The 20,913-nt window shown below is 74.7% G+C and carries 19 protein-coding genes; 6 read left to right on the top strand and 13 right to left on the bottom strand.

Going from position 1 to position 20,913, the window contains the following annotated elements; genetic code table 11:
• The first annotated feature begins 35 nt into the window (after window positions 1–35).
• Complete coding sequence (locus tag ACI792_RS16720; protein WP_456603583.1) at window positions 36–734, top strand: TetR/AcrR family transcriptional regulator; 699 nt, start codon at window positions 36–38, stop codon at window positions 732–734.
• Between the two features lie 168 nt (window positions 735–902).
• Here the strand turns inward: ACI792_RS16720 and ACI792_RS16715 are convergent, their stop codons facing one another.
• From ACI792_RS16715 to ACI792_RS16700, 4 genes are read right to left on the bottom strand one after another with little or no spacing between them, the layout of a single operon-like run.
• Window positions 903–1,676 carry a fumarylacetoacetate hydrolase family protein gene (locus ACI792_RS16715; RefSeq protein ID WP_456603582.1) on the bottom strand — a complete coding sequence of 258 codons (774 nt, stop codon included), beginning with the start codon at window positions 1,674–1,676 and terminating at the stop codon, window positions 903–905.
• Window positions 1,676–2,464, bottom strand: a complete 789-nt coding sequence (locus ACI792_RS16710) for an SDR family oxidoreductase (RefSeq protein WP_456603581.1) — start codon at window positions 2,462–2,464, stop codon at window positions 1,676–1,678. The genes ACI792_RS16715 and ACI792_RS16710 overlap by 1 nt, the downstream gene beginning before the upstream one ends.
• 4 nt (window positions 2,465–2,468) lie before the next feature.
• On the bottom strand, window positions 2,469–3,323 hold the full coding sequence (locus ACI792_RS16705) for a fumarylacetoacetate hydrolase family protein (RefSeq protein WP_456603580.1): 855 nt from the start codon (window positions 3,321–3,323) through the stop codon (window positions 2,469–2,471).
• Window positions 3,324–3,354: 31 nt separating this feature from the next.
• Window positions 3,355–4,242, bottom strand: a complete 888-nt coding sequence (locus ACI792_RS16700; RefSeq protein ID WP_456603579.1) for a dihydrodipicolinate synthase family protein — start codon at window positions 4,240–4,242, stop codon at window positions 3,355–3,357.
• Window positions 4,243–4,376: 134 nt separating this feature from the next.
• On the opposite strand from ACI792_RS16700, the gene lhgO reads away from it, so the two are divergent.
• Together lhgO and ACI792_RS16690 are read left to right on the top strand one after the other, a co-directional pair.
• Window positions 4,377–5,600, top strand: a complete 1,224-nt coding sequence (gene lhgO, locus ACI792_RS16695) for an L-2-hydroxyglutarate oxidase (protein ID WP_456603578.1) — start codon at window positions 4,377–4,379, stop codon at window positions 5,598–5,600.
• A gap of 10 nt (window positions 5,601–5,610) precedes the next feature.
• Complete coding sequence (locus ACI792_RS16690) at window positions 5,611–6,852, top strand: MFS transporter (protein WP_456603577.1); 1,242 nt, start codon at window positions 5,611–5,613, stop codon at window positions 6,850–6,852.
• Between the two features lie 6 nt (window positions 6,853–6,858).
• On the opposite strand, the gene ACI792_RS16685 is transcribed toward ACI792_RS16690, so the two are convergent.
• From ACI792_RS16685 to ACI792_RS16650, 8 genes are all read right to left on the bottom strand, one after another.
• Window positions 6,859–7,752, bottom strand: a complete 894-nt coding sequence (locus ACI792_RS16685; protein ID WP_456603576.1) for a DUF1932 domain-containing protein — start codon at window positions 7,750–7,752, stop codon at window positions 6,859–6,861.
• Complete coding sequence (locus tag ACI792_RS16680; protein WP_456603575.1) at window positions 7,749–8,432, bottom strand: RraA family protein; 684 nt, start codon at window positions 8,430–8,432, stop codon at window positions 7,749–7,751. The genes ACI792_RS16685 and ACI792_RS16680 overlap by 4 nt, the downstream gene beginning before the upstream one ends.
• A gap of 59 nt (window positions 8,433–8,491) precedes the next feature.
• On the bottom strand, window positions 8,492–9,775 hold the full coding sequence (locus ACI792_RS16675) for an MFS transporter (protein ID WP_456603574.1): 1,284 nt from the start codon (window positions 9,773–9,775) through the stop codon (window positions 8,492–8,494).
• The gene (locus tag ACI792_RS16670) at window positions 9,768–11,942 is read right to left on the bottom strand and encodes an Ldh family oxidoreductase (protein ID WP_456603573.1); all 2,175 of its coding nucleotides are present in this window, start codon (window positions 11,940–11,942) and stop codon (window positions 9,768–9,770) included. Before ACI792_RS16670 ends, ACI792_RS16675 begins: the two co-directional genes overlap by 8 nt.
• Window positions 11,939–12,778 (bottom strand): DUF6282 family protein, encoded by an 840-nt coding sequence (locus tag ACI792_RS16665; RefSeq protein ID WP_456579916.1) that lies wholly within the window; start codon window positions 12,776–12,778, stop codon window positions 11,939–11,941. The genes ACI792_RS16670 and ACI792_RS16665 overlap by 4 nt, the downstream gene beginning before the upstream one ends.
• A 27-nt stretch (window positions 12,779–12,805) precedes the next feature.
• The gene (locus tag ACI792_RS16660; protein WP_456603572.1) at window positions 12,806–15,049 is read right to left on the bottom strand and encodes a TRAP transporter permease; all 2,244 of its coding nucleotides are present in this window, start codon (window positions 15,047–15,049) and stop codon (window positions 12,806–12,808) included.
• Window positions 15,046–15,579, bottom strand: coding sequence for a hypothetical protein (locus ACI792_RS16655; protein WP_456603571.1), 534 nt, complete (start codon window positions 15,577–15,579; stop codon window positions 15,046–15,048). The genes ACI792_RS16660 and ACI792_RS16655 overlap by 4 nt, the downstream gene beginning before the upstream one ends.
• 80 nt (window positions 15,580–15,659) lie before the next feature.
• A complete protein-coding gene (locus ACI792_RS16650) occupies window positions 15,660–16,679 on the bottom strand; it encodes a TAXI family TRAP transporter solute-binding subunit (protein ID WP_456603570.1) in 1,020 nt (339 codons plus the stop codon).
• A 209-nt stretch (window positions 16,680–16,888) separates the two neighbouring features.
• On the opposite strand from ACI792_RS16650, the gene ACI792_RS16645 reads away from it, so the two are divergent.
• From ACI792_RS16645 to ACI792_RS16635, 3 genes are all read left to right on the top strand, one after another.
• Entirely contained in the window at window positions 16,889–17,614 is a 726-nt protein-coding gene (locus ACI792_RS16645) for a GntR family transcriptional regulator (protein WP_456603569.1), read from the top strand.
• Window positions 17,615–17,645: 31 nt separating this feature from the next.
• Window positions 17,646–18,401: an SDR family NAD(P)-dependent oxidoreductase gene (locus ACI792_RS16640; RefSeq protein WP_456603568.1), complete on the top strand. Its 756-nt coding sequence runs from the start codon at window positions 17,646–17,648 to the stop codon at window positions 18,399–18,401.
• Window positions 18,402–18,468: 67 nt separating this feature from the next.
• Entirely contained in the window at window positions 18,469–19,677 is a 1,209-nt protein-coding gene (locus ACI792_RS16635) for an MFS transporter (RefSeq protein ID WP_456603567.1), read from the top strand.
• A 10-nt stretch (window positions 19,678–19,687) separates the two neighbouring features.
• On the opposite strand, the gene ACI792_RS16630 is transcribed toward ACI792_RS16635, so the two are convergent.
• Complete coding sequence (locus tag ACI792_RS16630; protein WP_456603566.1) at window positions 19,688–20,911, bottom strand: CaiB/BaiF CoA transferase family protein; 1,224 nt, start codon at window positions 20,909–20,911, stop codon at window positions 19,688–19,690.
• Between the last annotated feature and the right edge of the window lie 2 nt (window positions 20,912–20,913).

Raw genomic sequence — 20,913 nt, 5'->3', positions numbered from 1 at the left:
ACAGCGCCCCGGGCGTTGCGGGAGGGAGGCCCCTGGTGCAGCACCCCGGCTCCGCCGGGCCGGACGCGATCCCGGCCTCCCCCGGCGCGACCCCGGCGGCGCCGGCCACCGAGCGCGGCCGCGCCATGCGCGTCCGGCTGCTCGCCGCCGCCCGCCAGGTCTTCGAGCGGGACGGCTTCCTCGACGCCCGCGTCACCGACATCTCCGCCGCGGCCGGCGTCGCGCACGGCAGCTTCTACACCTACTTCCGGTCCAAGACCGACGTGTTCCGGGCCCTGGTCGCCGCCACCATGGACGACCTCTACGCCTCCCTCGGCAGCGGGGCGAAGGCCGGCAGCGGCGCGGCCGACGGCGGCATCCGCGACCGCCCCGCGGACCCCGTCGCCGCCATCGAACGGGCCAACCGCCGGTTCGTCGCGATGTACCGGGAGAACACCGCGCTCATGGCGCTGTTCGAGCAGGTCACCACCTTCGACCCCGAGGTGCGCGCGGTGCGGCAGGCGGCCCGCGAGCGGATGGTCGGCCGGGTCCGGCACAGCATCGAGCGCTACCAGGCCGACGGCCTCGTCACCGCCGACCTGGACGCGGAGTACAGCGCCCACGCCCTCGTCGCCATGGTCAACGGCCTGGTGCACTACTGGCTGGTGCTCGGGGGGGACTTCGAGGAGGAGCGCCTGGTGGAGACGCTCACCCGGCTGTGGGCGCAGTCCCTGGGGCTGGCCACGACCCGCTGAGCGACCGGGTCAACTGGCGGCGGGTCGAACTCCCCGCATCCCGGTCGGCCCCGGGTCACGTCGAGCCGCTCCATCCACCGTCGAGCCGCGTGCGGACGCGGCTCGACGTCGCGCGAAGCGGCTCGACCCGCGGGGCGGGGGCTCCCCACCTCCCGTTGAGCGCTCGGGTCAGCCGGTGATGCGGGTGGCCAGGGTGCCGATGCCCTCGATGGTCACCGCGATGTCGTCCCCCCGCTGCAGCGACCCGACCCCGGCCGGCGTGCCGGTCAGCACCACGTCGCCGGGCAGCAGCGTCATCGCCTGGCTCACCCACGAGACGCACTCGGCGACGTCGCGCAGCATGTCCGCGGTCGTGCCGTCCTGGCGGACCTCGCCGTTGACGGTGGACCGCAGCGCCAGCGCGGAGGGGTCGACGTCGGTCTCCACCCACGGCCCCAGCGGGCAGGCACCGTCGAAGCCCTTGCCGCGGGTCCACTGCCCCTCGCGCTTCTGGACGTCGCGCATCGTGAGGTCGTTGGCCACCGTGTAGCCGAACACCACGGCGGCGACCTCCCCGGCCGTGACCGCTTTGCAGCGCCGGCCGATGACGACCGCGAGCTCGCCCTCGTAGTGCAGGTCGGAGGTGAGCGCCGGGTACTCGACCTCGGCGTCCGGGCCGACGACCGAGGTCGACGGCTTGAGGAAGACGATCGGCACCTCGGGGACCTCGTTGCCGAGCTCCTTCGCGTGCTCGGCGTAGTTCCGCCCGAACGCGACGACCTTGCTCGGCTCCACCGGCGCGAGCAGCCGCACCTCCGCCAGCCGCAGCTGCTCGCCGGTCCGGCGCACCCCGTCGTAGGGCAGCCCCTCGAGGGCGTGCAGCACGGCGTCGTCGCCGTCGCCCTCGACGACGGCGTAGGAGGCTGCGCCGCCGGGAGCGGTCTCGTAGCGGGCGATGCGCATCAGATGGCCTTGACCAGGCCGCCGTCGACGAGCAGGTTCTGCCCGGTCAGGTAGGTGTTCGCGCCGGAGACGAGGAACGCCGCCACCCGGCCGAACTCCTCCGCCTCCCCGTAGCGGCCCAGCGGGATGGTTCTCTCCGACTGCGCCCGCACCTCCTCGACCGAGAGGCCGGTCTTCTCCGCCCGGGCGGCGTCCAGCGAGGCGACCCGGTCGGTGGCGATGCGCCCCGGACCGACGGTGTTGACCAGCACGCCCTCACCCGCGAATTCGATGGCCAACGACTTGGCCAGCCCCACGACGGCGACCCGGTAGGTGTTGGACAGCAGCAGGTTCTCGATCGGCTGCTTGATCGACGACGACGTGACGACGGCGATGCGGCCCCAGCTCTGCTCGCGCATGTGCGGCAGCACGCCGCGGATCAGCCGCACCGTGCTCATGAGGTTCAGGTCGTGCGCCTGGTACCACTTCGCGTCGTCGACCGCGTCGAACCCGCCCGGCGGGGGGCCGCCGGCGTTGGCGACCAGCACGTCCACGCCCCCGAGGCGGTCCCGCGTCTCGGCCAGCAGCCGCTCGACGTCGGCAGGGTCCGCGACGTCGGCCGGGCAGTGCTCGACCTGCGCCCCGGTGGCCTCGGCGATCTCGGCCGCGGTGCGCGCCAGCTGCTCCTCGCCCCGGCTGGAGATCATCACCCGAGCGCCCTCGGCGGCCAGCTGGGTGGCGGTCGCCCGCCCCAGCCCCTTGCTCGCCGCGGTCACGAGCGCGGTACGACCGGTCAGCTGCAGGTCCATCGGTTCACTCCACGGGGTTCGAGAGGTCGCGGAAGCCCGCGATCGAGACGCCGGCGGTGTCGCCGGGCCGGATGTGCACGGCGCCGGGGGTGCCGGTCGAGATGACGTCGCCGGGCAGGAGGGTCATGACGCGCGAGTGGAAGGCGACCAGCCACCACGGCCGGAACGTCATGTTGGAGACGACGTTGCGGCGGTGCACCTGCCCGTTGTGGATCGTGGCGACCTCGAGCGCATCGACGTCGGCGACCTCGTCCACGGTGACCAGCTCTGGGCCGAAGCTGAAGAAGGTGTCGAAGCTCTTCGACCGGGTCAGGTACCGCGGGTTCTTCTCAAGGATGTCCTCGGCGGTCATGTCGACGATCGTGGTGAACCCGGCGACGACGCCCGGCGCGTCGGCCTCGTCGACGTCCTTGCACTCACGGCCGATGACGACGCCGAGCTCCCCCTCGGCCGTGGTCCGCTGCGACTGCGGCGGGATCCGGATCACGTCGCCGGGCCCGATGATCGCGGTGTCCGGCTTCATGAACGACGCCGGCTCCGTCGACGGGGCCTTCTCGGACAGGTCCGCAGCGTGCTCGACGTAGTTCAGCCCGATCCCCCAGATCTTGCGGGGCCTCCGGTAGAGCGGCGCGTACGCCAGCTGCTCCTGCGGGATCGCCAGGTCATCGAGCAGCCCCGCCGGGGCGCCGCCCACCCACTCGCGCAGCGGCTCCACCTGGCCCTGCTCCAGCAGCTCCTGCACCGTGCCCGGCCAGGTGGTGCCCAGGGCCTCGTTCACGGCCGTGAGGAGCACGGCGCCGGAGGGCCGGACCAGCGCCGCCGGTTCGGCGCCGTCGATCCGCAGGGAGGTGAGTCGCACAGGGGTGTCCCGTCTCTCGGGTGGCCGCCGGTCAGAGACCGACGGCCGCGATCAGGTCGTCGAGCTCGGCGAGGGTCACGTCGTCGACCGGCGGTGCCGGGAAGCGGGCGTGCGGCGAGCTGATCGCGCCGCGCCGGGCGAACACCTGCTTGCGGATGGTGACCCCGCCGACGCCCAGCTGGGCCTCGTAGCGGATCAGCGGCAGGTGCCGGAAGAAGTACTGCTGGGCCTCCGCACGATCGCCGGCCACGAACTTCTCGTAGGTGCCCACGAGGACCTGCGGAAAGCCGAAACCGGTCATGATCCCGTCGGCCCCGCGCAGCAGCTCCTCGTACAGGTACACCCCGCCGAGGCCGCCGAAGATGCCCACCGGCGAGGTGACCGCCTTCCGCACCGCGGTGATCTTCGGCAGCGTCGGCGTCTCCTCGAGCTTGAGGTACCGGCACCCCTCGATCTCGTCGAGCAGCCGCACCAGGAAGGGGGCCGGCATGGTGACGCCGGTGTTCACCGGCTCGTCCTGCACGACCACCGGCACCGAGACCGCCTCGGCCACCCGGCGGAAGTGCTCGAACACCAGGTCGAGGTTCTTCGTGCCGTCCGGGGGTGCGAGCATGACCGCCGCGGCACCGGCGTCCTCGGCCCGCCGCGCGTAGTCCAGCGCCATGTGCGTCGCGCGGGCCGACACCCCGGCGACGACCGGCACCCGGCCGGCGGTCGCCCCGACGTAGCGGCGGAGCACCCGCTCCCGCTCCTCGTCGAGGAGCTTGGCGGCCTCGCCCATGATCCCGAGGATGGTCAGGCCGTGGGCCCCGGCGCCGAGGTAGTCCTCGACCAGGGTGTCGATGCTCCCCTCGTCGACCGCACCGTCGTCGGTGAACGGGGTGAGGGTGATGGGCAGGACCCCCTGCAGGGAGGTCATCGCCGGGCACCCCGCGCGGACGCGCCCTGCGACGGGCTGGAACACTCGGTGATCGACATCACAAGGTCACCGTAACGGTTCCTCGGGCGATGCTCAGGGCGGGTCCCACCGGGTGGACCCAGATCGGAGGATCCATGTCCGCGGCTCGCTTCGCCGTCGTCGGCGGCGGCATCATCGGGACGGCGGTGGCCCGGCGGCTGCTCCAGCTGCGCCCGGAGGCGCAGGTCACCGTCCTGGAGAAGGAGGACCGCCTCGCGGCCCACCAGACCGGGCGCAACAGCGGCGTCGTGCACGCCGGCCTCTACTACGAACCCGGGTCCCTCAAGGCGGTCCTCTGCCGCCGCGGCGTGGCGCTGCTCAAGGAGTTCTGCGCCGAGCACGACCTGGGCTACGACGAGATCGGCAAGGTGCTCGTCGCCCTCGACGACGCCGAGCAGCACCGGCTCGGCGCGATCGCCGACCGGGCCCGCGCCAACGGGGTCCCCGGCATCCGCATCATCGGCCGGGACGAGCTGGCCGAGCTCGAGCCGAACGTCACCGGCGTCGGCGCCCTGCACTCCCCCAGCACCGCGATCGTCGACTACGCGGGCATCACCCGGCAGCTGGCCGCCGACGCCACCGCCCGGGGAGCGACGATCCGCACCGGCTTCGCCGTCACCGACCTGCGGCACACCACGGGCGGCCCCGGCGAGGAGGTCGTCGTCCGCGGGAGCACGGGCGAGGAGCTCGTCGTCGACCAGGTCGTCCTCTGCGCCGGGCTGCAGGTCGACCGGCTGGCACAGCTGGCCGGCGACGGGGCGGCCCCGCGCATCGTCCCCTTCCGCGGGGAGTACTTCGCCCTCGTCCCCGGCAAGCGGGAGCTGGTCAACGGCCTCGTGTACCCGGTGCCCGACCCGCGGTACCCCTTCCTCGGGGTGCACCTGACCCCGCGGTTCGACGGCGAGGTCCTGGTCGGTCCCAACGCCGTCCTGGCGCTGGCGCGGGAGGGCTACCGCCGTCGCGACGTCAACCTGCGGGAGCTGGCCGAGACCGCTCGCTACGCCGGGTTCCGCCGGTTCGCCCGGCAGCACTGGCGCACCGGGGTCACGGAGATGTACGGCTCGCTGAGCAAGCGGGCCTTCACCCGCGCCGCCCAGCGCTACGTGCCCGCGCTGACGGCCGCCGACCTGGTGCCCGCCGACGCGGGGATCCGCGCCCAGGCCCTCGAGCCCGACGGCAGCCTGGTCGACGACTTCCGCATCACCCGCACCGGCGCGGTCGTCGCCGTGCGCAACGCGCCCTCCCCGGCCGCCACGTCGTCCCTGGCCATCGCCGAGCACATCGTCGACGACCTGCTCGACCGCCGCTCCGACTCGTGAGCGCGGCGCGGTGGGCCTGACCGCCGTGCGCGGGTGGCGGGGCCGCGGCCCGGCGAGCTCGACCGCGGCCGCGGTCGCCGCGGTGACCGTGACGACGGTCGGGGTGCTGCCGATCTACATGGTCGGCGTGCTGTGGGTGCAGATCCGCGAGGAGCTGGAGTTCGGCCCCTCCCTCCTCGGCGTCCTGGTGGCCTGCTTCTTCCTCGTCTCCGCGGTCTCGGCGCTCACCGCCGGCGTCGTGGTGCGCCGCTTCGGCACCTCGCCGGTGGTCCGGCTCTCTGCCCTCGTGGGCGGCCTGTCGATGCTCGCCGTCGCCCTGGCCGCGCAGCACACCGCCGTCCTGGTCGGCGCGCTGGTCCTGGCGGGCTGGGGCAACGGCATCGGCCAGCCGGCGAGCAACGACCTGATCGCCCGGGCGGTGACCCCGGGCCGGCACGGGCTGGCCTACGGCACCAAGCAGGCGGCGATCCCGCTGGCGACCATGCTCGCCGGGGTCGCCGTCCCGCTCGTCGCCATCCCGCTGGGCTGGCGCACCGCCTTCGTGATCGGCAGCGTGCTGGCAGTGCTGGTGCTGCTCGGCGTCCCCGGGGGCGCGCGGCTGCCGGCCCGGGACGCCGCCCAGACCTCGGAGGCGGCCGGCCCGTTCCACCGGGCGGCGCTCGTCGTGCTCGCCGTCGGGCTCATGCTGGGCGCGGCCACGGGCAACGCGCTCGGGTCCTTCTTCGTCGCCACCGCCGTCGACTCCGGCATCGCCCCGGCGACCGCGGGGGTGCTCGCCGCGGTGGCCAGCGGCGCCGGCGCGGCGGCGCGGGTGGCGTTCGGCTGGCTGGCCGACCGGGTGCGCACGCGCTGGCTGCTGGTCGTCGCCGCGCAGATGTCGATCGGTGGCCTCGCCTACGCCCTGCTGGGCACCGGCGTCGAGGTCCTGGTGGCCGCGGGCGCGGTGATCGGCTACTGCACCGGCTGGGCCTGGGCGGGGCTCTCCACCTACTCGGTGGCCCGCATGCACCCGGGCATGGCCGCCCGCGCCACCTCCATCACCCAGGGCGGGATGGGCGCCGGGGCGGCGCTCGGGCCGCTCGCCTTCGGCGTCGTCGTCTCCTCCACCTCCTACGCGGTCGCCTGGTATGCCACCGCGGCCGTCTCGGTGGTGGCGGGCGCGGTGGTCGTCCAGGGCCGGCGCATGCTCGTGCACGACCGGCCGCAGCTTGTGGCGGCCCAGCGGCTGCGCCGTCAGGCCCGCCACGGCTGAGCCGGTTCAGCCCGGCGGGTCGGTGGGCAGCCGCCCCAGGACGTCGAGGGCCTCGGCCAGCGACCCCGGCACCTCGCCGGGCTCGTGGCCGGCCGCCGCCAGGCCACGGGCGGTCAGCTCGTGCCGGGCCAGCAGCCCGCCGGAGAGCAGCGGCGGCACCCCGGTCCCGGCGACGGTGTCCCGGGCCATCCGCACCTCCACCTGGCGCCGCCCGGCGTGCCCGACGTGGGTGGTCACCAGCATCGTGGCGAAGTCCCGCGTCGGGTAGCGGTCCAGCGTCTCCTCCACCATGGCGATCAGCGGCTCGACGACGCCCAGCTCCCGCGCGGCCAGCAGCGCCTCCACCCAGAGCCCCTCCATGCCCTTGACGACGACGCTGCGCAGCATCTTCAGCGCCGCCGCGGCCCCCACCTCGCTGCCGACGACGCCGGCCTTCAGCCCCACCCCGCGCAGCAGCTCCGCCGCCTGCTCCGCCTGCGGGCCGGCGAGCGAGATCGGGATCGCCGCGCCGTCCAGCCGGATCCCGCCGCCGGTCATCACGCCGTCGACCACCCGGTCGCCGCCGAGGGCCTCGGCGACGGCGCGCTTGTCGCCCGGCGCGGTGGAGTTCAGGTCGACGTAGAGCAGGTCGGGGCGCGTGCCGACGGCGCACTCCACCGCCGCCGCCACCGCCGTCGCCGGCGTGACCAGCGACAGCACGACGTCCCGGTCGGCGAAGTCGGCGAGGTCTCCTGCCGCGCGGGCACCGGTCGCCTCGATCGCCGCGCGCGCCGCCGGCCCACGGGCGGGGTCCAGCAGGACCCGGTCGTGCACCAGCAGGTCGGCGCCCGCGGCGGCGACCGCCGCGCCGATGACCCGGCCCGCCTCGCCGAACCCGATCAGCCCCCAGCGGGGGCTCACCGCGCGGCCCGCTCGCCGGCCGGGGACTCGGTCAGCGCCGCGGTCACCCAGGAGCGGTCCAGGGTCCCCGCGGCGATCTGCCGGAACGTCTCCTCCTCGGCGGCCAGCCGCTCCTCCCCGGCCCCGACCACCTCCGCGGCCCGCTCGTGCGGCACGACCACCACGCCGTCACCGTCACCGACGACCAGGTCGCCGCAGCGCACCACCGCGCCACCGGCCTGCACCGGGCCGCGGAGCTCCCCCGGGCCGTCCTTGTACGGCCCGAGGTGGTTGATCCCCCGCGCGAACACCGGCACCGGGCCCTCTGCCAGCCCCTCGCGATCGCGGACGGCGCCGTCCACCACCAGCGCCGCCAGACCGCGCGCGGCGGCGTAGCGCGCCATGATCTCGCCCAGCACCGCCCGGTCCAGGGCACCGCCGCCGTCGACGACGAGCACGTCGCCCGGCTCGGCGAGGTCCAGGGCGCGGTGGACCACGAGGTTGTCGCCCGGGCGCGTGCGCACGGTGAACGCCGGCCCGGCGACGCGCGGCCAGGCGGCGCCCGGCACCCAGTGCAGACCCGTCGCGCCCTGGGCGCGCTCCATGCTGTCGGACAGGATGCTGGTGGGCAGCGCCCGGGCCCGGGCCAGCAGCGCGGGATCGGGCCGGGGACCCGGCGGGTGCAGCCGGCAGGTGCTCATCGGGGTGCTCCTCTCGTGGTGCGCGGGGCGCCGGAGCGGGTCCGGGCCGGGCGCGCCGGTCAGGTCGGGGAGTGCAGGTCGGGCACGGCCGCCGGCCGCCACGGGTGCCGCAGCGACGTCACCGGCAGGCCCCGGGACCGGCGGACGGTGCGGCGGGCCGAGCGGACCGTCAGCGCCGCCGCCAGGCTCAGCACCGCCGCGGTGGACCACGCCGCGCGGTAGGAGAAAGCCTGCGCCACGACGCCGAACAGCAGCGGCCCGCTCGCCGCGCCGAGGGACAGACCGGTCTGCACGAAGCCGGTCACCGAGGCCGCCGCCGTCCGGTTGTCGCGGATCACCGCGAAGTGGAACAACCCGGTCCAGGCCCAGCCGAGCAGGTAGGCGCCGAAGGACCCGGCGACGAACAGCGGCGTGGCGCCGGTGGCCAGCAGCAGGTAGGCGACCGAACCACCGGCCATCAGGTTGGCGATGAACAGGTAGCGGCTGCGGTCGGGGTACCGGTCGGCGAGCCACCCGAACCACACCCGGGCGCCCAGGCCGAACACCGAGCAGGCGGCGAACAGCAGGCCCGCGGCACCCGGGCGGAGGCCGGCGGCGACGGCGGAGTCGACGAGGAACACCCCGGTGGAGGTCGCCGCCGCCGAGCCGAGGAACCCGCCGACGGTGAGCACGACCAGCCCCCGGCGGGGGATGCCCTTGTCCGGTCCACGGTCCACGGCCGTGGGGGCTCGGGACCGGGCGTCCCGGCCGGTGCCGACCGCCCACAGCAGCAGCCCGAGCGCCAGGCCGATCGCGGCGAGCACCGCCCAGCGCCAGCCCAGCACCAGCGCGATCCCCGGCACGGCCAGCCCGCCGAGCAGCGTCGCCGCCGGGATCGAGGACTGCTTGATCCCGAACGCCAGCCCCAGCCGGGCCTCGGTGACCAGCTCGGAGATGCCGAGGTTGGCCGAGGGCTGGGCGACGGCGTTGCCGAGGCCGCCGATCGCCAGCCCGACCATCAGCCAGGCCGCCGACTGGGCGAGCGCGATCACGCTGAGCGAGGCGATGGACAGCAGCGCCGCCAGCGCGGTGCCCCGGCGGGAGCCCAGCCGCTGCACCAGCCGGCCACCCGGCCGGGCCAGGGACCCCGAGACGGCGAAGAGGGTGGCGGCGGCCAGGCCGAAGACGCCCAGGCCCACCCCGAGGTCGGCCCGGATCTGCACCGCGAGGGCGCCGACGAGGAAGGCCGGCAGCACGCCGAGCACCGAGACCGAGACGCCCTGCACCACGGCGCGACCGGAGGCGACCGGGACGGCGGCGGGCGCCGCCGGCCCGGTGGGGGCGGCGTCGGTCCCCTCAGCCACGGGCGGCGGCCCCCAGGGGCCGGCCCAGCCGGTCGCCGACGGCGACCAGCGCCGCGTGCGTCTCCCGGTCCAGCGGCACGCCGTCCGCCCGGCGACGCGCGCGCTCGGCGGCGGCGCGCTGGCCCGGCGTCCGCACCGGCAGCTCCTCGTCGACGGGCAGCAGCGCCCGCAGCTGGGCCAGCATCCGCCGCATCTCGCCCCGCATGCGGACGGGGTCACCCAGCCGCGCCGGGTCGAGCACGACGACGAGGTGGCTGGTGCCCGGCGGCCGGGGCTCCGACCGGAAGGTGAGGTTCCCGACCTCCGGGCCGAGGGGGCCGCCGGCGAGCACCGCGGTGAGCACCTCCACCAGCAGGCCGAGGCCGTAGCCCTTGTGGCTGGAGCGCTCGCGGTCGCTGCCCAGCGGCAGCAGGGCGCCCTTGCCCGGGAAGACCGCCGCGGGGTCGGTCGTCGGCCGGCCCTCGGCGGTCAGCCCCCAGCCCAGGGGCACGGGCAGCCCCTGCCGCAGCGCGATCTCGAACTTGCCGCCGGCCACCGCGGAGGTGGCCATGTCGAAGACCATCGGGTCCTCGCCGTCCACCGGCACCCCGAGAGCCAGCGGGTTGGTGCCGAAGTACGGCCGCCCGGTGCCCGTGGGGGCGACGATGGGACCGGTGTTCGTGGCCACCAGCCCGAGCAGGCCCTGGGTCGCGACGTCGTGGACGTAGGAGCCGCTCGCCCCGTGGTGGCTGCTGCGGCGCACGTTGACCCAGCCGACGCCGTACCGCCGCGCCCGCGCCACCGCCTCGTCCAGCGCCAGCGCCGTGACCGGGTGGCCGAGCAGCCCCTGCCCGTCGACGAGGGCGACCGCCCCGCCGTCGGAGTGCACGACCGGCTCGCCGTCCGCGGCGATGGCCCCGGTGCCGATCATGGTCACGTAGGCGGGCAGCCGGGCGATGCCGTGCGAGTCGATGCCCGAGAGGTCGGCGTAGCCGAGCACGTGCGCCACCTCCCGGGCGTGCGCCGGGCGGACGCCGACGGACTCCAGGACCTCGACCGTCCAGGCCTCCAGCACCTCGGCCGGCACCCGGACGTCCGGCTCCGAGACCTCTCCCGCCGTCCCGCCCGCGCCGCCGGGTGCGGTCGCGTCGAACGCGGCGAGCACGGCATCGGCGACCTCGTCGGTGGAGGCCGGCGTCATCCCGGCCGGGGCGAGGTCGTAGGTCCAGGGGCCGTGCCGCAGCACGGCGTGCGTGGCCGCGCGCAACTGGTCGCCCAGCGCCCGGGTGGTGTCGAAGTGCCGGAGCAGCGCGACCAGGGCGAGGAAGCCGCCGAGCGGATCGACCTGGCGCAGGCCGGCCCTTCGCGGCGCCGAGCCGTGCGCCGGTTCGAACAACCCCTGGCAGCGTCCGTGCGCCGGCGGGCCGGGGTGGATCGACGCCGACCCGCACAGCGCCGGCGAGCCGGCCCGGCCGGCGGCGAGATCGCTGAGGATGTCGCCGAGCAGCCCCTCGGTGACGATCACCGCGGGCACCTCCGCGCCCGACCCCAGCTCGAAGGCGGCGCGGTCGACGTAGCGGTGCTCGACGGGGACGCCGCGGCGGCCGGCGACCTCTGTGGCGACCTGCCGCCAGAGCCGGCCGGTGGCGTAGAGGTTCGCCTTGTCCACCGACACCAGCCGGCCACCACCCCGCTGCAGCAGCCGGTCGATGCCGAGCTCGACCACCTCGCTGATGCGCCCGGGGGTCAGCCGCAGCACGTCCGCGGCCTCGCCGCCGCCCTCGGAGTACGTGCGGTCGGCCGGCCCGGTGCCGTAGGAGCCGCCGATGAGGTTGCGGACGACGGTGAGCTCGCCGTCCTCGCCGAGCGGGATGTCGCGTACCGAGATGCGCAGGTCGTAGCGGGCCCTGAGGCGGTGCAGCGCGACCTCGGGTCGCGGGCAGACCTCGGGCGGGACGGCGGGGTCCTCCCCCACCGCGCCGAGCAGGATCGCGTCCGCGTCGTCGCAGGCGGCGAGCGTCTCGTCGGGCAGCACCTCGCCGGTGACGGCCGCGGCCGTCGCCCCGACCGGCCACGGCCCGGTGACCTCCACCAGGCCCCGCTCGGCCAGCCGGTGCAGCAGCCGGGTCGGCCCGTCGAGCACCTCCGCGCCGACGCCGTCCCCCGGCAGCAGCGCGATCCTGATCACCGCCGCACCAGCCGTCGCCCGACCGTGGTCAGGATGAGCTCGGCGTCGGCCTCCCCCACCGACCGCTCCAGGCCGGCCAGCCAGCCCGGCAGCGCCTGCTCCATCGTCGGGTGGTGCGCGTGCCCGAGGTCGCCGCCGAAGGCCAGCATGTCGTGGGGGTACACCTCGCCGAGCGTCGTCGAGGGCGGGCCGTCGGTGGTCAGGATGTCGGGCAGGATGCCGAGCTCCAGCACCACCCCGAGCCGGGCAAGCTCCGGCGCCGCGTCGTCGTCCCACTCGAGGAACGGCATCCGGGGGTGGTTGAACAGCATCCGGGTCACCCCCGCCGCCTTCGCCGCGCGGAACAGTGCCAGGGCCTGCGCGCAGGTGAGGTGGCCCGAGGCCAGCACGAGGTCGTGGGCGGCGACGACGTCGAGCACGTCCTGCCACGCGGGCAGCAGCGCACCGGCGTCGTCGACGACGTCGACCTGCCGGAACACCATGCCCCGGTGGACCGACCGGGCCGGGCTGGACGGCGAGGCGATGTGCGCCGGCGCCGACACCGTCGGCATCCACACCACCCGGCCGCCCAGCCGTGCCGCCACCTCGACCGCGTCCGGGTTGGCGCCCCCGACCGGTGAGTTGAGCACGATGCCGCCGTACACCTCGACGCCGGCCGCCTCCCCGCGCTGGGCGGCGAACACCGCCCGCTCGACGGTCGAGCCCTCGTGCGCCTTGAGCACCGCCAGGTCGACACCGACCGACCCGTGCGCGCCGACGACCTCGTGGTCGAAGCCGTGCCGCTCCACCAGGCTCGGCGCGCCGTGGACGTGCAGGTCGGCGACCCCTGAGATCACGACGCCACCCGCCCGGGCGCTCCCACCTCAGCGCTCACCGGGACGGTCGGTGCCCGAGGTGGTCGCGCCGGCCGTGGTGCCGCTCGGGGGCGTGGCGTCGCCGTCGGTTCCGCCACCGCCCCCGGGGACCATCCCCTTGACCTTGGCGGCGACGTCGTCGCCCGCACGCCGGCGCATCACGAGGTGCACCGCGGTGCCGAGCACGCCGAAGCCGAGGCCGATGGCGATCCACAGCGGCTCCATGACCAGCAGCGCGATCGCCGCGCCGAGGAAGAGCGCCCGCTCGGGCCAGCCCGCCGGGCCGATCAGCCACTTGCCGGTCACCACCGCGAGCGCGCCGACCGCGAGCGAGGATGCGACGAACGCGATGGCGACCGTGCTCGCGCCACCCTCGAAGAGCAGGCCGACCCCGTTGGGCGAGAGCACGAAGATGAACGGCACCAGGAACGCCGGCAGCGTGTACTTCCACGTCAGCCACATCGTGGGCACCGGTTTGCCGCCGGTGATCGCCGCGGCCGCGAACGGCGAGAGCGCCGTCGGCGGCGAGACCTCGCTGAGCACCGCGTAGTAGAAGATGAACATCGCCGCGGCGAACGGCTCGACGCCGACCTGCTGCAGCGCCGGCGAGATGATCACGAAGGAGATGATGAAGCTCGCCGTGACCGGCACCGCCAGGCCGAGCAGGATCACCACGATCGCCGAGAACAACGCGGTGAGCACCAGGCTGCCGCCGGAGAAGTCGACGATGATGCCGGCCAGCCGCAGCGCCAGACCGGTGAGGGTCATGACGCCGACGATGATGCCGGCGACGGCCATGACCGGGATGACCGAGAGGGCACCGACCGCGCCCTGGCCGAGCGCGTGCCAGATCCGCTTCGGCGTCATCCAGTGCTCGCGGTCCAGCCAGCTCAGCAGGAAGGCCAGGACCGTGGCGTACACGACGGCGCGGAAGGGCGTGTAGCCCAGGGCGAGGAAGAGGACGATCGCGGCCAGCGAGCTGAAGTGGTACCCGAACCGGAGCAGCAGCCGCCACGCCGACTTCTCCTCCACCTCGACCTGGTGCGTGCCGTGCCGGCGGGCGTCGAACTCGATCGCGAGCACGATGCCGAGGTAGTACAGGATCGTCGGGATCGTCGCCCAGATCAGCACCTCGAGGTAGGAGACGTTGAGCAGCTCGGCGATGATGAACGCCGCGGCGCCCAGCGTCGGGGGCGACATGATCGCGCCGATGCCGGCCGCGGCGAGCACACCGCCACCGGCCTCCGCCGGGTAGCCGGCCTTGCGCAGCAGCGGCCAGCCGAAGCCACCGAGGGTCACCGTCGTCGCGACGCCCGAGCCCGACACCGTGCCGAGCAGGAAGCCCGAGAGCGTGACGGTGCGGCCCGGGCCGGCCTTCGACTGACCGAAGGCGGCGAAGGACAGGTCGATGAAGAACTTCGTCGCACCGGAGGCCGCCAGGACGGCGCCGTAGATGGTGAACAGGATGATGTAGGTCGCGGCGACCTCGAGCGGTACGCCGAAGATCCCCTGGGTGCCCATCACGTTGTGGCCGATGAGCCGCGTCCACTGGAAGTCGGCGGTCGTGAAGGGGCTCGGCATCGCCGAGCCGAAGTAGGCCATGGCCAGGAAGCCGAGCACCACGAGCGGCACCAGCAGACCGACGGTGCGGCGCGCGGCCTCCAAGATCAGGACCACCAGCAGCGTGCCGACGACGAGGTCCATGTCGGTCGGGGTGATCGCCCGGCGGAAGAAGCCCTGCCAGTCGTAGACCATGTAGAGACCCGGCACCAGCGACACGAACGCCAGCAGCCAGTCGAGGACGTTGGGGTGGTCGGCCCTGCCCTTGAGCTTGTCCTTGTCCGACCGGCCCCAGCCGCGGTAGGTCAGGAACGTCAGGAAGAGCCCGATGCTGAGGAACAGGGGCAGGTAGACCTGCCGCGGCATCGGGTTGAACACCCAGTAGAGGGCGAAGACGGACAGCCCGACGCCGATGACCGCGACGACGTGGCCCGGGATGCCGGTGAGGTGGCGCGCCGGCTTCTCGGCCTCGAACTCGGCGAGCAGTGCCTCCTCGTCGATGGCCTCCTCGTCGACGTCGCGACGCCGGTTCAGGCTCTTGTCGATGGTGGAGGCGTCCTCGTCCCCGCGCTCGGCACCCGGGCTCGCCGGAGGTGCGCCGGGGACGTCGCCCGGCTGGTCCTCGGCGACGCGGGTGGCCCCCGCGGTCGTCCCCGGCTCGGCCTGCCGATGCGTGAGTCGTCGGAGATTCATCGGTTCTCCTCGATGTCGAGAATCACGGTGGGGTCGTCGGTGACGACGAGCTGCCAGATCGGGACCGGCTCGGCGCCGGGCACGTGGAGCGTCCGCTCGCCCAGGTCGGTGGCGGCGATGTTGAGCTCGTCGAAGACCGCCGGCCGGGCCGGGTCGGGCGGGACCACGTACGCCAGGCGGTCGCGGGGCGGGGCCGGGCGGGGCGGGGCGGGCACGGCGTAGTACTCCTCGAGGACCGCGACCTGCTCCGCGGCCAGTTCCACCAGCTCGAACCTGCCGTCGGGGAGCACACGGTAGCGCTCCTCGGCGAGGGTCCGGTAGATGCTGTTGCGGTAGCCGACGGCGAACGTGTCGCCGTCCAGCGGGACGCGGGCGATCTCCACGCCGTCCGGCCCGCGGACGGTGACCGCCCGGGACCCTTCGCCCACCGCGACGGGCCCGCCCTCGGCCGTCGCGACCGCGACCGCCACCCCCGCCGCCGTCACGGTGACGAGCACCGCGACGACGGCGAGGACGAGGTGGCGTGCCACGAGCGGGCGTCGGGAGGGCCCGGGGTCGCCGGGGCCGGAGATCCCTCCGGCACCCGGCAGCGCACGGGTCGGGCCGCCGGTCAGCCGACCGAGTCGAAGTAGGCCTGCGCGCCGGGGCAGGTCTCGATGAACCCGACCTCGTCGGCGGTCTCCGCGTTCAGCTCCTCGGCCGCCGGGTGCACGGTGAGCAGCTGCTCCTTGTTCTCGAAGATCGTGCGGGTGATCTCCTCCTGGAGGGCCTCGTCCATGTCGGAGCGGACGACGAGGATGTTCGGCGACACCACGTTGGGCACCGCCTCGTCCTGGCCCTCGTAGGTACCGGCCGGGATGTCCTCGGCGAAGTAGAAGTCGCCGTACTCCTCGGCGAGCGGGTCGGCGTACTCGCCCGTGGGGATGAGCACCAGGTCGCTGGTGCTCGCCAGGTCGACGATCGCACCGGTGGGCAGGCCGCCGGACCAGGCGCCGGCGTCCACCGTGCCGTCCTGGATGGCGGCCACCGTCTCGGCGACGCCGAGTTGGACCCGCTCGATGTCGGCCTGCGGGTCGATCCCGGCGGCCTCCATGATCCGGTCGGCGGTGACCTCGGAGGCCGAGCCGACGGCGCCGGGCGAGACGCGCTTGCCCGCCAGGTCCTCGATCGAGGTGATCCCCGTGTCTGCGGTCGTGAAGAAGTGGACGAAGTTGTTGTACGTGTTGCCCAGCGAGCAGATGTCCAGCGGCTCGGTGAAGGTGTTCTCCCCGTTCGCTGCGTCGGACACGACGTCGCCGAGGGCGAGGGCCATCTGGGCCTGATCGGTCTCGAGCAGCTTCATGTTGTCGACGGAGGCGTTCGTCTCCTGGACGGTGACCGTCAGGCCGGGGATCTCCGAGCTCAGCACGTTGGCCATGCCACCGCCGTAGGGGTAGTACACGCCGCCGGTGCCGCCGGTGGCGAAGGTGAGCTGCTCGTTGAACGTCTGCGTCTCACCCTCGCCGCCGCCGGAGGCCGTGTCGTCGGCCGAGTCGCCGCCGCAGGCCGTGAGTGCCAGCGTGGTCGCCGCCCCCAGGGAGAGGAGGAGTCGCGACCGCTTGCCGGGGTGGGGGCCGGGAGTCGGGAGCATCGTGTGCCTTCCTGTCGGTGCCGACCCGGCGGTGGCCGGGGCACCGGATGCGGGACCTCCCGCATGCCGGCCCACCCGCTGCCGGAGGGGGCGTCAGCAACATGCTGTTGATGAGATCACAGGAGTGAAGCAGCTCACATTCGGCAGTGTCTACTGTTTACAGTGTCACGGGACGATGACATTTCCGAGCGTCGCGTGGAGGCCGGCCGATGTCCGACGCACTGCCCATCGCCGCCCTGCCCCTCCGCGAGCACGTGTACGAGCGCCTGCAGGAGCTGCTCATCAGCAGGTCCCTGGCGCCCGGCGACCACCTCGTCGAGGAGCGCCTCGCCGCGCAGCTCGGCGTCAGCCGCGGGCCGGTGCGCGAGGCGCTGCAGCGGCTGCACCGGGACGGCTGGATCACGCTGCGCCCCCGGCAGGGCGCGTTCGTCAACAAGCCCACCCGGCAGCAGGTCCACGAGTTCTTCGAGGCCCGCCAGCTGGTCGAGCGCGAGGCGGCGCACCTGGCCGCGGTGCGCCGCACCCCCGAGGACGCCGCCGAGCTGCTGAGGATCTGCGACCGCGCGGACGCCGACTGGCGGCGGGGAGTGCCGTCCCAGGAGATGGCGGCGCACACGGCGAGGTTCCACCGGGCAGTGCTCGTGCACGCCCGCAACCACCTCCTGCTCCAGTTCGGCGAGCAGCTCTCCCACCGCAGCCGCTGGTTCTTCGCCCCCCTGGTCTCCTCCATCGCGCCGCGCGCCTGGCACGAGCACCGCCAGGTGGCCGAGCTGATCGCCGCGGGCGAGGCTGCCCGTGCGGCCGAGGCGATGCACCGGCACGTCGCGCTGTCGCGGAACTCCTACCTGGAGATCCACCCCGACGGCGACGTGCACGAGGCCGACCTCACCCCGGTGACCGCCACCGGGGCGCGCCCGGCCGACCCCGGCCGGTGACCGTCCCACCCCTCCTACGGAAGCAGGCCCCATGGCAACCACCCGTGTCGTCCTCGTCACCGGCTCCTCCAGCGGCATCGGCCGCGCCTGCGTCGCCGCCTTCCTCGCGCAGGGGGCGCGGGTGATCGCCGCCGCCCGGCGCACCGACCGGCTCGAGGAGCTGCAGGCCGAGCACGGGGACGCCGTCCTCCCGGTGGCGCTCGACGTGCGCGACCGGGCGCAGGTCGCCGAGGTGATCGGCTCGCTGCCCGACGGCTGGTCGCCGATCGACGTGCTGGTCAACAACGCCGGCCTGGCCCTGGGGAAGACACCGCTGCACGAGGACGACCCGGACGACTGGGACCAGATGCTCGACACCAACGTGCGCGGGCTGCTGAACGTCTCGGGCGCCGTGCTGCCCGGCATGGTCGAGCGCGGCTCGGGCCACGTCATCAACATCGGGTCGAACGCCGGGCGCGAGGTCTACCCGGGCGGCACCGTCTACTGCGCCACCAAGGCCGCCGTCGAGCGGATCACCCGCGGCATGCGCATGGACGTGCTGGGCAGCGGTGTCAAGATCAGCCAGGTCGACCCGGGCATGGTCGAGACCGAGTTCTCCGAGGTGCGCTTCCACGGTGACAAGGCGGCCGCGGCCGCGGTGTACGAGGGCGTCACGCCGCTGGCGGCCGCCGACATCGCCGACGTCGTCACCTGGGTGGCCGGTCAGCCGCCGCACGTGGTGATCGCCGACGTCCTCGTCTACCCGCTCGACCAGGCCGGCTCCGGCAAGATCGCCCGCCGGAAGTGAGCCCGCGCTGAGCCGCGGCGGGCGCACCGCGCCGGTCACCCGCCGCCGGGACTTCCCCGGCTGGCGCATGGTCTGGGCGCTCGCCGTCACCGAGACGGTCTCCTACGGCGTCCTCTACTACTCCTTCGCCGTCTTCCTCGTGCCGATGCGCGAGGAGCTGGACGCCTCCACCGCCCAGCTCTCGGGGGCGCTGACGCTGTCGCTCGCCCTGAGCGGGCTGGGCGCGGTCGTCGTCGGGCGGTGGCTGGACCGGTGGGGCGCGCGGTGGGTGATGACCACCGGCAGCCTGCTGGGCGGCGCCTCGGTGCTCGCGTGGTCGCAGGCGCGGGACCTCCCGCAGCTGTACCTGGCGTTCGCCGGCATCGGGGTGGCCAGCGCCGCGGTGCTGTACGAGCCGGCGTACGCGGTCATCAACACCTGGTTCCGGCGGGACCGGCCGCGTGCCCTGCTGACGCTCACGGTGGTCGCCGGGTTCGCCTCGACGATCTTCCTGCCCACCTCCCAGCTCCTCATCGAGGGCGTGGGCTGGCGGCCGGCGCTGGTCGTCCTCGCCGCCGCCGTGGCGGCGTGCGCGCTGCCGCACGCGCTGGTGCTGCGCCGGTCGCCGGCCGACCTGGGGCTGCTGCCCGACGGTCGTGCGCACGGTGACGCACCCCCCGCCCCGGCGCCGGCCGCGGCCGACGTCGACCTGTCGCCGTACCGCGGCCCGGGCGCCGCCTACCGGCGGCCCGCGGTGCGCTGGCTGACGCTGGCCGCCGCGCTGCAGATGGTGGCCAACGCGGCCGTGGCCGTGTTCCTCGTGGCCTACCTGCTCGAGGCCGGCGCACCCGCCGGGCTGGCCGCGGTGGCGGCCGGCGGGCTGGGCGCGCTGTCGGTGACCGGGCGGGTCGTCCTGACGGTGCTCGCCGCGCGGGTGGGGATCGGCCACGTGACGGCGGCGATGGTCCTCGGTCAGGCCGTCGGCGTCGCCGCGCTCTTCCTGCTGCCCCAGCCTGCGGCCACCGTGGTCTTCGTGCTCCTCTTCGGCGTCGGCTTCGGCGTCCTCAACATCGCCCGGCCCGCGCTGCTGGGGCAGTCCGTGCCCCAGCCGGTGTTCGCGGCCGTGTCGGGTCAGCAGGCGCTGGCGGTCCAGTTCGGCCGCGTCGTCGCGCCCGTCGCCGTGGGGGCGCTGATCACGACGGTGGGCTACGGCGCCGGGTTCACCGCGATCGCCGGCTGCGTGCTGGCCGCCGCCGTCCTGCTCGTCCTCTCCGACCGCGCGGCCGCGTCGTCGTAGACGCCGCGGGTCAGGCGGGCGGACCGGCGTGCGGCTCGCCGGCGGGGTGGTGCGGCCGGCCGGTCGCCGCCCGGATCGCGTCGTCGTCCAGCCCCACCGAGCGCAGCACCTGGTCGGAGTGCTCCCCGAGCGCGGGGGCCCCGGGGAGGTCCGGCGCACCGCTGCGGGAGAAGGTCCACGGCAGGCGGGCGTGCACGAGCGGCCCCTCGGTGGGGTGCTCGACGTCCTCGAACAGGCCCACCGCCGCGAGGTGCTCGTCGGCGAAGAGGTCCTCGATGGAGTGCACCGGCATCGCAGGGATCGCCTGTGCGCGCAGCAGCTCGATCCACTCGCCGGTCGTCCGCCGGGCGAGCGCCTCCTCGACCAGCGCGTACAGCTCGTCGATCCGCTTCGTGCGCCCCCGGATGCTGTGCAGCTCGGGGTCGTCGGCGAGGTCCGGCCGGTCGACCAGCCGGAAGAAGGTGCGCCACTGGCCGTCGGTGTACAGCAGCACCGAGATCGTGCCGTCGGCGGTGCGGTAGGGCTTGCGGTAGGGCGAGGCGGTGCGTGCGTACCCGGTGCCGCCGGTGCGCCCGGCGTAGACCCGCTGCCCCTGCTGCTCCATGAGCAGGAACGCCGCCATCGACTCGAACATCGGCACCTCGACGGCCTGGCCCTCGCCCGAGACGTCCCGCTCGTGCAACGCGGCGAGAATCGCGGCCAGCGCCATGACCCCGACGGTCTTGTCCACCACCTGCGTCTTCACGTACTGCGGCTCCCCCGCGCCGCCCTGCACCGCCGCGATCCCCGAGACGCCCTGGACGACGTCGTCGTAGGCGGGCTCGTCCCGGTACGGGCCGGCCGAGCCGTAGCCGACGGCGTGGCAGTACACCAGCCTCGGGTTGCGGGCCCGCACCGTGCCCGGGTCGATGCGCAGCTTGCGCATGGCGCCCGGGCGCATGTTGTGCAGGAAGACGTCGGCGGTGCCGACCAGCCGGTCCAGGGCGTCCCGGCCGGCCGCCGTCGCCAGGTCGAGGACGACGGACTCCTTGCCCCGGTTGAAGGTGAGGAACGCCGGGCCCAGGCCGGAGTGCCGGTCGTCGGCCACGTACCGGATGATGTCGCCCTCCGGCGGCTCCACCTTGATCACCCGGGCGCCCATCTGCGCCATCAGCTCGGCGCAGTAGGGGCCGAGGAAGGTGGACGTCAGGTCCAGGACGGTGACGTCGGCCAGCGGGCCCCGCCCGGCGGACACCC

This window comes from Blastococcus sp. SYSU DS0669, assembly GCF_054050895.1.
Note: the sequence above shows the minus strand (reverse complement) of the source record. Positions and strands in the feature narration are given on the sequence as shown.

Coding starts and splice junctions, on each gene's coding strand:
- ACI792_RS16715 (WP_456603582.1), bottom strand. CDS start 1,676: ATGCGCATCGCCCGCTACGAGACCGCTCCCGGCGGCGCAGCCTCCTAC.
- ACI792_RS16710 (WP_456603581.1), bottom strand. CDS start 2,464: ATGGACCTGCAGCTGACCGGTCGTACCGCGCTCGTGACCGCGGCGAGC.
- ACI792_RS16700 (WP_456603579.1), bottom strand. CDS start 4,242: ATGACCTCCCTGCAGGGGGTCCTGCCCATCACCCTCACCCCGTTCACC.
- lhgO (WP_456603578.1), top strand. CDS start 4,377: ATGTCCGCGGCTCGCTTCGCCGTCGTCGGCGGCGGCATCATCGGGACG.
- ACI792_RS16680 (WP_456603575.1), bottom strand. CDS start 8,432: ATGAGCACCTGCCGGCTGCACCCGCCGGGTCCCCGGCCCGATCCCGCG.
- ACI792_RS16660 (WP_456603572.1), bottom strand. CDS start 15,049: ATGAATCTCCGACGACTCACGCATCGGCAGGCCGAGCCGGGGACGACC.
- ACI792_RS16650 (WP_456603570.1), bottom strand. CDS start 16,679: ATGCTCCCGACTCCCGGCCCCCACCCCGGCAAGCGGTCGCGACTCCTC.
- ACI792_RS16645 (WP_456603569.1), top strand. CDS start 16,889: ATGTCCGACGCACTGCCCATCGCCGCCCTGCCCCTCCGCGAGCACGTG.
- ACI792_RS16640 (WP_456603568.1), top strand. CDS start 17,646: ATGGCAACCACCCGTGTCGTCCTCGTCACCGGCTCCTCCAGCGGCATC.
- ACI792_RS16635 (WP_456603567.1), top strand. CDS start 18,469: ATGGTCTGGGCGCTCGCCGTCACCGAGACGGTCTCCTACGGCGTCCTC.